The organism is Vibrio sp. V10_P2A27P122 (assembly GCF_963874335.1).
Taxonomy (GTDB): Bacteria; Pseudomonadota; Gammaproteobacteria; order Enterobacterales; family Vibrionaceae; genus Vibrio; species Vibrio anguillarum.
Map to the genome: position 1 here is coordinate 1 of NZ_CAWNHY010000010.1, position 12,391 is coordinate 12,391.

At 43.1% G+C, this 12,391-nt stretch carries 9 protein-coding genes; 4 read left to right on the top strand and 5 right to left on the bottom strand.

The genetic code is table 11. From position 1 onward, the window contains the following. Positions 1 to 219: 219 nt before the first annotated feature. Positions 220 to 1,170, bottom strand: a complete 951-nt coding sequence (locus tag AACQ17_RS00585; RefSeq protein ID WP_170935153.1) for a TerC/Alx family metal homeostasis membrane protein — start codon at positions 1,168 to 1,170, stop codon at positions 220 to 222. A gap of 498 nt (positions 1,171 to 1,668) precedes the next feature. Further along, positions 1,669 to 3,408 carry a bifunctional metallophosphatase/5'-nucleotidase gene (locus AACQ17_RS00590; protein ID WP_094146911.1) on the bottom strand — a complete coding sequence of 580 codons (1,740 nt, stop codon included), beginning with the start codon at positions 3,406 to 3,408 and terminating at the stop codon, positions 1,669 to 1,671. Positions 3,409 to 3,667: 259 nt separating this feature from the next. Here AACQ17_RS00590 and AACQ17_RS00595 point away from each other — a divergent pair, with 259 nt between their 5' ends. Beyond that, a complete protein-coding gene (locus tag AACQ17_RS00595) occupies positions 3,668 to 5,299 on the top strand; it encodes an ATP-dependent endonuclease (protein WP_026028965.1) in 1,632 nt (543 codons plus the stop codon). 158 nt (positions 5,300 to 5,457) lie between these two features. Here AACQ17_RS00595 and AACQ17_RS00600 read toward each other — a convergent pair whose 3' ends face one another. Together AACQ17_RS00600 and AACQ17_RS00605 are read right to left on the bottom strand one after the other, a co-directional pair. Beyond that, positions 5,458 to 5,964 (bottom strand): DUF1097 domain-containing protein, encoded by a 507-nt coding sequence (locus AACQ17_RS00600; protein WP_094167668.1) that lies wholly within the window; start codon positions 5,962 to 5,964, stop codon positions 5,458 to 5,460. Positions 5,965 to 6,292: 328 nt separating this feature from the next. After that, positions 6,293 to 7,198 (bottom strand): LysR substrate-binding domain-containing protein, encoded by a 906-nt coding sequence (locus AACQ17_RS00605; RefSeq protein ID WP_013867825.1) that lies wholly within the window; start codon positions 7,196 to 7,198, stop codon positions 6,293 to 6,295. Between the two features lie 239 nt (positions 7,199 to 7,437). Between AACQ17_RS00605 and focA the strand changes: the two genes are divergently transcribed. Then, a complete protein-coding gene (gene focA, locus AACQ17_RS00610) occupies positions 7,438 to 8,889 on the top strand; it encodes a formate transporter FocA (protein ID WP_094146908.1) in 1,452 nt (483 codons plus the stop codon). A 107-nt stretch (positions 8,890 to 8,996) separates the two neighbouring features. Here the strand turns inward: focA and AACQ17_RS00615 are convergent, their stop codons facing one another. Next, a complete protein-coding gene (locus tag AACQ17_RS00615; protein WP_094146907.1) occupies positions 8,997 to 9,869 on the bottom strand; it encodes a YdcF family protein in 873 nt (290 codons plus the stop codon). A gap of 305 nt (positions 9,870 to 10,174) precedes the next feature. Between AACQ17_RS00615 and AACQ17_RS00620 the strand changes: the two genes are divergently transcribed. Both AACQ17_RS00620 and AACQ17_RS00625 read left to right on the top strand, forming a co-directional pair. Continuing rightward, positions 10,175 to 11,659 carry a peptide MFS transporter gene (locus AACQ17_RS00620; protein ID WP_026027790.1) on the top strand — a complete coding sequence of 495 codons (1,485 nt, stop codon included), beginning with the start codon at positions 10,175 to 10,177 and terminating at the stop codon, positions 11,657 to 11,659. 187 nt (positions 11,660 to 11,846) lie between these two features. Continuing rightward, a partial coding sequence (locus tag AACQ17_RS00625) for a siderophore-interacting protein (RefSeq protein ID WP_094167669.1) occupies positions 11,847 to 12,391 on the top strand: 545 nt, incomplete at its 3' end.

The window sequence follows — 12,391 nt, forward strand, 5'->3', positions numbered from 1 at the left end:
CTAATGAAACAACCCCATAACAATGCATTTTTTTATTATCCACGATAATCGATTACTTATTCACATTAAGCTTTGTTTGGTGAATTTAAATCTCAATGAAAAACAAAAACACCGGTTATTTACAAAACTTTCACATTAATGTTTTTATCGTCGGTTAGATAAAGGATAAATAAAAGAGAGAGATAAGTATTGTCAAACACTTACCTCCGTTTACTTATATTATGGCTTATTAGTAGCAGGTAATGGACTTCTCTGCTTATAGACAGAAGCCAACACCGCAATAATCATAGTGATTAACAGTACACCCAGTGAGACTGGTGTCGGAATTTCCCACGCAGAACCGACTAGCATCATCTTAATACCAATGAATATCATGATGAAGGAAAGCGCTGGTTTTAGGTAAATAAACTTATCCATCATCCCTTGCAACACAAAGTACAAAGACCGCAAACCAAGTAACGCAAACACGTTCGCTGCTAACACTAAAAAGGGTTCGCGGGTCACGGCAAAAATAGCCGGTATTGAATCTAATGCGAACATGACATCCATAAAAGCAATCACGCCAATCACAATCATCATTGGAGTCACAAACCATTGCTTATTGCGGCTCACAACCAAAGCATTCCCTTCGTAATGATCCGTCACATTGAACCAACGTCGAATCAGCTTCTCCGGCATTGGGTTTAGCTGTTCATCGCCTTTCTCACGCGCAAGTTGAATACCGGTCCACATAAGAAATAATGCAAACACATAAAGTAACCAATGATATTGTTCAAGCAGCTGCGCACCAATCACAATCATCACCGCTCGTAAACACAAAGCACCGATCACTCCCCACAATAGAGCCCGCGGGCGTAAATGCTCTGGGACTGCGTATTGATGAAAAATAATCGCAAAGACGAATAAGTTATCAACACTTAACGATTTTTCTAACAAGTAACCAGTAATAAACGAGATCGTCGCCTTTTCGGCACTGTATGAACTGGTTGGTGCGTAACTATCCCAAAAGAAATAGATACTCGCGGCGAATGCAAACGCCAGCATAAACCAAATCACGCTCCAAACGGCCGCTTTAGTGATCGTGACTTTACCGCCACGGGTTTGCCAAATATCGATAACAACAAGAAATAGAGTCAGAATTGCAAAGCTGAGATAGGTTGTTGGGGTCATATATCCTCCAAAGGCGGAAGGATAAGATGGGATTAACCGATCGAAACCTTCCGCAAACAAAAACCGCTGTTCATAATGAACAGAGCTGAATGCGTTGGTCTCGTCGAAATAAGCATTCCGTTTTTAACAGAAGGCTATTTATACTTACCGGATAAGCATGCGCTTAACGAGCTGACGATAAGTAAACAAAGGCGACTACTCCCCAATCAGCGCGGATTTTATGCCTATTGGATGCAAAGGTCCATAGCCGTGATCAAAAAAAGGAGCCATTTATGCTCCTTTTTAGCTTAGATTTTTATACGCCTGCCAGTGGTAATAAATACACCAATACAGACCATGCACTGACCCAAGCAACGACGACAGCAGCATCTAACCAATCTCTAATCCACATTATACTTTCCCCTTTCACATCTTCATGCACCTTCATCGGGTTGAAGATGCGTTAAGACTGAAAGTTAAAAAGCAAAGTCTATGCCAGTAAATTTATGTCAAACCGAGTTACTGATAATGATGTTGGAGTTGAGTTCCTGCGTGGTTAAGTATTTCAGGTTTTTCCGTCAGCAGCTCAATAAACGCATCAGCCATTGACACATTCGAAACAAAACCTTCTCCCTTCATTTTCAGTATCGCATCATATCCCTCTTTGCCTTTCATGGTATAGGCCGAAGAGGTTCCACAATAATAACGATTAAGATCAATTGGTTGCCAACCTTTTTGCTCATTAAATAACAACACATTTGTGATGCGTTGTCCTACAGGCCGATCGGCGGCATAAGTAAACGAGAGATTGTGGGTGTAAGGATAACTGCCAGAACCTGTGCCGTCGACCCCATTGCCCAGCGCATTATTAATCGCCCCTTCAAGCATCTCAATTAAGGTTTCTCCCTGCACTCGGTAGACACCAATAGGAACGGCAAAAGGCAATAAATTTCCGGCAATGTCTGCCACCGAAACTTGTCCGGCGTTGAGCGAGTTTCTGACTCCACCAGCGTTATGTATTGCAAACTGCACGGGGTGCCCTCTTTGCCGCATGGCATAGACGAATGATTGAGCCACCAAAGGAGCCAACTCACTCGGCCCAGTTTCATCAGGAATTCTGACGTGTCTTAAGAAACGATCAGCATGTGCGATAATATTTTGTTGCAGCTGACGTACTCGCGGCATGTATTTATCGATCAATATTCCTTGGACCTGCGGATCTTTCTTACACACCACCACATTAGGGTGCTGGCTTAAAAATTCGCACGCCGCTAAATGGGTGTTATCGGTGCCCGCTTCGCTCATGCTGGCATCAAGAAACAGTCGACGGCCAAGTAACAGTTCATTACGACCCTGAAATTTGTCCACTTTGCCATCGGCTGAAAAGTCGATATAACAATGACCTAAGCTCAAAGAATGATAACCGGATTGGACGACATAAGTGTCGTTAATTCTTAAACCATACTCGTCATCTTTCATCAGCCCTAGTGCACTAAAATCGCCTTGTAATCGGTGGCTATGCCCGCCGACGACAACACTAATGCCTTCCACTTGCTGTGCGAGCTCAATGTCCGCTTCATAACCTAAATGGCTAAGTAGAACAATTTTGTTGATCCCTTTAGCGCGTATTTCAGCAACCGTATTTTTCGCCGTTTGGATAGCGTTAATAAATGGAGTATCGAGATCTGGGTTGGCAATATCAGCCATTTTATCGAGTGACAAGCCGAAAATTGCAACTGTTTCATCACCAGCCTGTTTTTCTATCCAGCGAGCGTATTTACCTTGAGGTTGATAACTTATTACTTGCGGGCTACCGGCTATTGGAAAAGGCTTATTCGATCTTTCATTGGAAAGATCCCAATTGCCAGCTAGCAATGGAAATTGAATACGTTTAACAAAATGGGCAACGGGTTCATTACCCATATCCAGTTCGTGATTGCCTAATGCCATCGCATCAAGATTCAATGCGTTGAGCATGTCCGCATTGGCTTTACCTTTAAATAGCGAGAAATAGAGCGTGCCTTGGAAACAGTCCCCAGCGTGTAAAAATACAAAGGCTCGCTTCATACGCGCCGCATCTTCTTTCAATTGCTGAACTCGTGTTGCAATTCGTGCAAAGCCGCCAGCGCTTACATACGGTGTTAAAGTCTGCTGTTGGATGTGGAGAGTCAATTGCAGCGATGTCGGTTCAAAATATGAGTGAGTGTCATTAATGTGTGCCAGCATAATTGATGCTGGTCTATTCTTTTTATGCATCATTTATCTTTCTCTTCTTTTTCCACTCTATCCTAGCTGAAGAATCATGACAGAATCGTGACTTTTATGAAACGAGTTTGAAAATATAATTACGCTAAGTCAACCTCATCACGCTTTGTAGCCTTTGTCTCATTCGGCTGCCCCTACATAAACACTTGATATGTGAGCCAGCAGCCTACTTATCTGCATAATTTCCATTATGCTTAAAGAAAAACAGACTCAGCGAGAAGCTAACTTGTTGAGTTATAAAAGGAGTCTGCCTATGCATCTAGAGCGAATTGAAATTTCCGGATTCAGAGGAATCAAACGTTTATCGCTCGCTTTTGATGAACTCACCACATTGATCGGTGAAAATACTTGGGGTAAGTCCTCATTGTTGGACGCCTTATCAGTAGTGCTACCAGCCAACGGTGTACCTTATCAATTTGAAATGCAAGATTTCCACGTCGATTACTCTATCGCTCATCCTCAAACTCAGCATTTACAAATTGTCTTAAGCTTTGTTTCTACAGATAAAAATGAATCTCGATCCGGCCGTTATCGTAAGCTGAGGCCGATTTGGGTTGAAGATGAAACGGGTACGAAACGGATATTCTATCGCATCAGTGCCACTCGTGAGCGATATGATATTACCACTCGCTACCTGTTTTTAGACCTCGAAGGCAATCCACTACCGCTGCATCATTCCGAAAAATTAGCGCAAGAGCTGATGAGCTTACACCCAGTGATCCGTTTGAAAGATTCACGGCGTTTCGAGCGACCTTTCGTCAATGGTAACGGTAAAAATTCTCGCGCCGAAAAACGCATTGATAATACCTGTCGTCGTTTACTGGCCATTCCTGGACATGTCAACAAAGGCGAGATGAGAAGTAGCCTTAACTCAATGAATGTATTAGTTGATCACTATTTTTCATTCAAAAGTCAGACACGTAAAAACCCAAGACAGCAACGTGACAGCTTAGTCTATTCCAGCCCAACCGCCGATAAAAACATAAGCCAATTTGTTGAAGAGACTAAAAATAAGCAAACTCGTTTGCTGTTGATGGGCTTACTCAATGCTTATCTGCAAGCCAAAGGCCCAACTGACCTACGACGTTGCGCTAGGCCGCTGCTGATTATCGAAGATCCCGAAGGTCGATTGCATCCTACTCATCTGGCACGCGCTTGGAGTTTACTTCAACTATTACCCATGCAAAAAATTCTCACAACGAACAGTGGTGATCTGCTTGGCTCTGTTCCCCTTCATTCGATTCGGCGTTTGGTGCGTACTTCTGACCGTACCATTGCAAATTCGATGATCTCCCGTGGATTGAGTAAGGACGAACTACGACGTATCGGTTTTCATATTCGTTTTCATCGTTCAGGGGTGCTTTTTGCTCGCTGCTGGTTGTTGGTTGAAGGAGAAACTGAGGTGTGGCTGTTTAGTGAGCTGGCTCGCCAGTGTGGCTATAATCTAGCCGCCGAAGGAGTACAAATTGTCGAATTTGCTCAGTCTGGTCTGAAGTCCTTAATTAAAGTGGCGAAAGCGTTTGGCATTGATTGGCATGTCGTGACTGATGGCGATCCCGCTGGCAAAAAATATTCGTCAACGGTACGCGGTATGCTAACAGGTGATCAAGAACGGCATCGCCTGACCGAACTTCCCGATCGAGATATCGAACATTTTCTGTACTCTCATGGCTTTGAACACTTCTTCAAAGATTTGATTAAAATACCTTACGATCATCCAATCCCTGCGAAAAAAGTGGTCACACGTGTGCTGAAAAAACACGCGAAACCTGATTTGGCGCTTGCCATCGTTTCCCATTGTGAGCAACAAGGTGTGGACTTTATTCCTGTACTGCTGCGCTGGACATTAAAACGCGTGATTACGATGGCCAATGGCCACACGTAAAGGCACACATGATTATGTGCCTCGTATCATTTCCATTTCGCTATATGTGACTAATCTTATATTGAATGGGTATATCAACAATTTTGATGAATCGATACGGATCAATTGGGGTAACCTTTACCAATGTGGATTTCACCAACATTAGTCTTAAACACAAATTAACAAGTTGAGGATTTAGAACGCGTTTCAACAGTTGCGCTATCGCTCAACGTTGGCTGGTTAGATCGTTGATGCAACCACATACCACTTGTTTTCATCGCAAAGCCAAAAATGCCACCGAATAGAAGTGATGGAATAACCAGTTGCCAATCACCACCCGCAGCAAAAGTGGCACAAGCGCCAATAAAGGTTCCAGGGATATAACCAAGCCACGCTTTCGACGCTTGAATGCACATTAAAAATGCCACTACCGCAATGACAACGTAACCCAAAATATCCAAGCTCACCAAACTGGATGAATGAATAATGACCATTGCCCAAAAAACGCCACTGATATTAGTTATCAAACTTTCTGCAAGACCTTTAATACCCTCGGTTGGAGAGGCAAAATAACTCGTACATCCTAAAAAGCCAGCCCATGATAGTAAGCCTAACGAAACGGCTATCCAGCCCCAAACACCAGAAAGAATGCCTGTCGTTAGTGAAATTGCAAATAGTGTGCTCATAGCGCCCTCATTTAGCCGCTATCTGCCTGTCATTTAACAAGCCGTTGCTATAGCGACATCAATAAATCAAGTGCCGATATTAAAAGCTTCAACCACGGATGACTAGTGACCTAAGTCATGAAATAAATGCAATGATTTCACTTATTTCATTGAAATGTTGACGCAAACGATAAATCAACACATTTGAAGTGCTTTTTAATCGAGCATGAGCGTTAGATTAGGTAATGAGGGTGTGTGACATGATGATAAATGCGAACACTCAATAGCTTCACTTATCACACCCCATATTGAGAAGTAACAAAGTAAATCATAACCAAGATTAACAAGCTTAAAGTACGCTTGGTCGTCCTTTCATCATGCGCAGTCCTTCACGCTTAATGCACTCAACCAACGGGTTTTCAGCCATATCTGCTCGCCAAATAAACGACAACGTTCTTTCCATATTCAGATCAGGCACATTGAGCGCTACCAGTTGGCCATTCTCAATAAAGCGTTCTACATCGAGGTAAGGTAAACAAGTTAAGTACGGACCATTCGCAACCATACTGCGTAGCACAGGAACATGTTCGTACTCTCGCCACACATCTAAATCGGAAATAAGATGATGAATCGAGCTATCAAAAATATTACGAGTACCAGAACCGTGTTCTCTTAACACCCATTTGGCTTGTTCAAGCTGTGCAAGACTCACCGTTTTACATTTGGCAAAAGGATGATGAGCCGAAGCTATCACTGTTAGGTGATCTCGACACCACACTTCTTGGGAAATACGGTTATCATCGCATCGACCTTCAATGATACCAAGGTCATATTTGTAGTCGAGGATGCCATCGATCACCCCTTTGGTGCTTTTCACACCAAGCTCAATACGCATCTCTGGGAAATCGTTATCAAGAATGCTGATAAGGTCTGGAACGAGGTGCTCGGCAGGGGTCTGGCTGGCTCCCATACTGATTTCACCGCTAAGCAAGTGCTGATCATAAAAGCCCATTTCGATCTGCTGAGCATCTTGTAATAAACGCTTCGCTTTCGGCCTAAGCCACATTCCCCAATGAGTTAATGCCATCTGCTTTCCTTGTCTTTCGAACAAAGGGCGACCTAACATTTTTTCCAATTGTGCTAGCGACATACTGGTCGCGGATTGAGTTAACGCTAATTTATCCGCAGCTTGACTGACGCTGCCACTATCGGCAACAGCATCGAAAACTGCTAATTGTTTGAGTGAATACCGCACTGCTTTTCCTATTTAGCTTTCATCTACTGCGCGCCACACCTTTAATTTCAAGGGAGTTAATATGCGCAAACGGTTTCATTCTACTCTTTCATTTATTCATATCAATTCATTTGATGAGTAATCTAAAAATTATCAATTTTACTACTTCATGACCCGTTCGTTAGTCTGTATGGGAAGCAAGGCATGACGCTTTGTTTGAACTTGGGAGGTAATTATGAAATTGAGCTTTGGGAGCGTGTATGTCAGCAGCCTACTCTGAAAATAAACAGCTGTTCTCACCGATTGAGATGATGGCAGAAGCCGAGAAATTTGCATTAAGCAAAGCCAAGAAAAGTAGCGGTATGACACTGAGCCTTGCCATTATGGCAGGTGCTTTTATCGGCTTAGCATTTTTGTTCTACATCACTGTCACGACAGGCAGTGCTAACGCAGGTTGGGGGCTCAGTCGGTTAGCGGGTGGTTTAGCCTTTAGCATGGGGCTGATTTTAATCGTGATTTGTGGCGGTGAACTGTTCACCAGTTCCGTATTGTCGAGCATTTCTTGGGCCAATAAACAAATCAGCTTTAGCAAAATGTTATCCATTTGGGGCAAGGTTTATATCGGTAACTTCATTGGTGCCATGTTCTTACTGCTTTTGGTTACTGGGGCTGGTCTCTATCAGTTGGATGATGGTCAATGGGGGTTGAATGCGCTGAACATCGCGCAGCACAAACTGCACCATACACCTGTTCAAGCATTTTCTCTTGGGGTGCTATGTAACTTACTGGTTTGTCTTGCGATTTGGTTAACGTTTAGCTCTGCCAATGCAATGACCAAAGCCGCAATGACAATTTTGCCTGTGGCGATGTTCGTCTCTAGCGGCTTCGAGCACTGCGTAGCCAACATGTTTATGGTCCCTTTAGGCATTGTGATTCAAAACTTTGCACCAGAGAGCTTCTGGCAGCAGCTCGGTATCAGTGCCACTCATTACGCAGATTTGAACATTCATCAATTTGTGGTGGCAAACCTTATCCCAGTGACTTTGGGCAATATTGTCGGCGGTGCTGTGTTGGTTGGTCTCGCCAACTGGTCTATTTTCCGCCGTCCACAACTTAAAGCCGCAAACATTAGCACTATTACGGAAACAGCAACAATTACGTCAGTGAAGGAAACGAAAATGAATAAAACAATTACAGTTAAAGACATTATGAACACCCAACCTGTAACTCTAGGCGTGGAAATGCCAACCGCAGTAGCGATTGATATGTTGCTGGATAACCAGCTCGATAGTGCTCCTGTGGTTGATGTGGCTGGTCGTTTGGTCGGATTTTTCTCAGCTCACGATGTCATGGTGGATTTATGGTGCCAAGACTACCTCCCTACCGAAGGGCAAAAAGTGGTGGATCTTATGAGCCGCGATGTTATCGCCATCGATGCATCTGACCGTCTGATTGATATCGCCGAATTTTTATGTATCGATAAAGAACAGTTATACCCTACTACTAGCATGGGTATTGCTACTCGTTTTAGCTCACTCTCTTTAGAAGAGCGCGCAAAAAGCATGAAAGTGAACAAACCACAAAATCTCCCCGTCCTTGAAGATGGCAAGTTTGTCGGTATGCTAACTCGTAACCATGTACTGGCAGCACTACGTCCAATTTATGGCGAGCGTCTAAGCGTGGTCAAAGAGCGTACGTTAGAAACGGCTTAACACATTGTTTTGTTCAAAACGGTTTTTGGTCAGGAAATAAGTCGCTTGACTAAAAAGCAAAGACCCCGCATTGCGGGGTCTCTTTGATTCATCTATTTCGCTTGTTACTATCCCTGACGCCACCAGCGTCCGACGCACGGGTTTTCAGGATCAAGATATCGATTCAATAACGTTAAGTTGCTGTCGAACAAAATGAGATAAGGTTGAATCTCACTGACACTTAACGCCCTCTTTGTGGCATTGATACACTGCATCAATAAATCCGTAAGACAGCGAACAAAAACCCACTTTGGGTTGTCTGCGATTTTATGGTTGATCGCTAAAATAGCCTCATATGCTATTTGGTAAGGAATGGCTCTCACTTGCGTGAGATCGCGCAGAAATGAACCCGCCACGACACCTTCAAGGTAGACACGGTAAGTCGTTAGTTGATCGACCAATAGAAACAGTTCCGCGGCTAAATGCGTATAAGGGTATTTCATCGCTAGGTGATCGTGCAGATCCGGTGAAATAGCCAGCGTGATCTCCATCATTTCACAGCGTTGTTTAAGCACTCGCAGTAACCCTTGCTCATCCATTAATTGCTGAATTTCAAAAATACGCTGCAAGTGATAGTCGTTAGAAATGAAAGTGACTGGTAGTATTTTTTGCGTGTCAATGTCACCGTTTTTTTGCAGCTCTAACGCGACGTTTTCGATATTTTCCACTGTGCTGGTCGAGTGTTCTTCCAGCAAAATGCGGTTATTCAAAAGTGACACATTGAGCCGAGTAAGCTCCGATTGAAGGTAATGATACATAGCCTTCGCTTCAGAAATCTGTTGCCCTAGCGTGAGCCCACCGCATAAAGCAATGACACTATGATCGATGTCATGACGTTGTAACGCCTTAACGAGGCCATCAACACGGCTACGCCCTTCTAATGTTAATTGCTGATCAACAAGTCGTTTACCCAATACGATATAAAGATGCTCGGCTACCATCGTTATTTTTCTCTCTCCATTCCAGCCACCATAAAACTTGTGTCATAGCAATCGACATCAAGAAAGCAGCAGTATTAAAACGTATGGTTTGGTAACACGTAAATACTCCTACATGTACATAGTGCTTGAGTCAAAAAATAAAATAAACAATCACTTTTTAAACATTACTCAAACGATAGCCACGCATTAGAAATGCTCGTGTATAAAGTAAGGTTTCTGCGATAATTGTTACAATTTATTTATAACTACCAATGATAAAATCCACAGGAATAAACTCTAAATATCCACTACATGGAGAGATTAATATGTGGAATAAACTCAATAAATCAATGATGTTCTGCCAAATGATGTTTGGCTTATCATTTTACGGGGTAATGGTTATCCTAACCCGTTTTTTTCTAGAAGATTTGGATTATAACGAAGCCGATACCATGATGGTGGTAGGAGCATTTTCATCCATTGGCCCCCTTTTTGCGATCGCTGGTGGTTTTATTGCCGATAAGTTCCTTGGCGCTTATCGTTCATTAACCATTGCCTACGGCGCTTTTGCTCTTGGTTACACACTACTGGTGCTGGGTGCCTCAACAACCAACGTCGCGATGGCATTAGCAGGCATCGCTTTAGCGAGCTACGCACGCGGATTAATGTCTCCTTCTTACCCCAGTTTATATAAACGCACTTTTAGCTCCCAAGAACATTTTGAAAACTGTTACCCTGTCAATTATTCGGTAAACAATGTGGGGGCACTACTTGGTCAATATTTATTCCCGATGTTTGTTTTAGTGATCGGTTTTCACGGTAGTTTTATGCTCTCAGCCATTTTGGCAGCGTTCGCCTTTGCCACTTTAATTGTGTTTAACAAATCATTAGTGAATGCTGCAGCTGAGATTGATCAAGCTCCCGTAAGCGTGAAAAACTGGCTCGCCTTTTGTGCAGTATCATGCGCGATGGTTGGGCTAGTTTTCTTCATGTTTTCTAATATGGACATCGGTCAAAACATCGTTTATGCCATTGGTGCGGCTGCCATTTTTTACTTCATCTTTTTGATGTTTAAAGCGAATCGATCCGATACCTTGAAAATGGGCACTATTCTTATCATGACGGTGCTCACCACCTGTTTCTTTGTATATTACGGGCAAATGATGACCTCCATGACCATGGTAACCATCAATACGATGCGTGGTGACTTATTTGGATTAATCCCAATCGCTCCTGAAGCATCAATGGCGATGAACCCATTGTGGTGCATTGTTGCTGGGCCTGTCATTGCTATGACTTTCTCTTCACTGGAAAAGCGAGGCATTAATTTTTCAACAGCCACTAAAATTGGCTTTGCATTCATCTTTACCGCCATTGCATTTGGCATCTTAACCATGGCTGTTATGAATATTGGTGCTGATGTTGTCATCAGACCAGAAGTCTTTTTGATGATCCACTTCTTCCAAGCTTTTGCGGAAGTCATTGTTGGTAGTTTAGTAGTGGCCTTCATTTTGTCAGTGGCTCCCAAGCACATCGAAAACTTTTCGGTTAGCCTCTTTTCAGTCGCCATCGCCTTAAGCGGCATTGTGGGTGCGGTGTTCTCAACCTCCATCGCATTAGAAAAAGGTCAAGTGATCAGTCAGCATATCGTCCAAAGCGTTTATGGCGACTACTTTAAAATGCTCACGATCTTAGCCGTAGTGATGGTAGCAGTGGCCATCGTCGCTTCATTGGTTGTTCGAAAAATGCTTGAAGCATCAAAAATGAACGAACGGGATGAACTTGCAGAAGTTGCACCTAACGAAGTTTAAACATCAGCAAAATGTGAGCATTATTAAGCCTCATACCATTATGCGTATGGGGCTTTTTATCTGCAAAGTTACATATTCCCATCTCTTCAAAGTAAAATAACGTAAATGATAGTTATTATCATTGAATCAATTGAGCACTCAGTTTAAGGTTATACCTACAAAAGACAAAACGGTAATCTAGAGAATAATGAAAAAAGAAACAGAACCTAAACGCTCTTTCTATCCACTCACGGTTGTGGGTAGTCAGCAGATTTCGCCTTCCCTGCAACGCGTTACGTTACAGGGTGACTCAATTGAGCATTTTACACTTGAAAACGAAGGCGATTATATCAAGCTGTTGTTTAGTGAAGATGGTGGCACTGATTTGTCACGGTTAACCCCTGATCAGCGCCCAATAATGCGCACTTATACCATTCGAAGCTTTGATGCGACCAACAATCGCATTGAAATCGATTTTGTACGGCACGAAGCGGAAGATAAGCAGTGTGGATTTGCAGTCAGATGGGCGATGCATACGGCCATTGGCGATACGATTTCAATCGCTGGCCCAGGTAAAGCTCAAGGGTTGAATCCCAATGGGAAATGGTTTTTCTTAGCCGCTGACATGACCGCGATCCCTGCCCTTGCAGCTCAATTAAAACGCTTACCACGTGATGCAAAAGGTTATGCAGTAATTGAAATTGAGCATGTGGATGACAAACAGGCACTACAGGCTCCGGAGAACATAGAGAT

What these genes read in the sequence shown, in the direction of transcription:
- AACQ17_RS00590 (WP_094146911.1), bottom strand. Translation starts at nt 3,408, where the DNA reads ATGATGCATAAAAAGAATAGACCAGCATCAATTATGCTGGCACACATT.
- AACQ17_RS00595 (WP_026028965.1), top strand. Translation starts at nt 3,668, where the DNA reads ATGCATCTAGAGCGAATTGAAATTTCCGGATTCAGAGGAATCAAACGT.
- AACQ17_RS00585 (WP_170935153.1), bottom strand. Translation starts at nt 1,170, where the DNA reads ATGACCCCAACAACCTATCTCAGCTTTGCAATTCTGACTCTATTTCTT.
- AACQ17_RS00600 (WP_094167668.1), bottom strand. Translation starts at nt 5,964, where the DNA reads ATGAGCACACTATTTGCAATTTCACTAACGACAGGCATTCTTTCTGGT.
- focA (WP_094146908.1), top strand. Translation starts at nt 7,438, where the DNA reads ATGTCAGCAGCCTACTCTGAAAATAAACAGCTGTTCTCACCGATTGAG.
- AACQ17_RS00620 (WP_026027790.1), top strand. Translation starts at nt 10,175, where the DNA reads ATGTGGAATAAACTCAATAAATCAATGATGTTCTGCCAAATGATGTTT.
- AACQ17_RS00615 (WP_094146907.1), bottom strand. Translation starts at nt 9,869, where the DNA reads ATGGTAGCCGAGCATCTTTATATCGTATTGGGTAAACGACTTGTTGAT.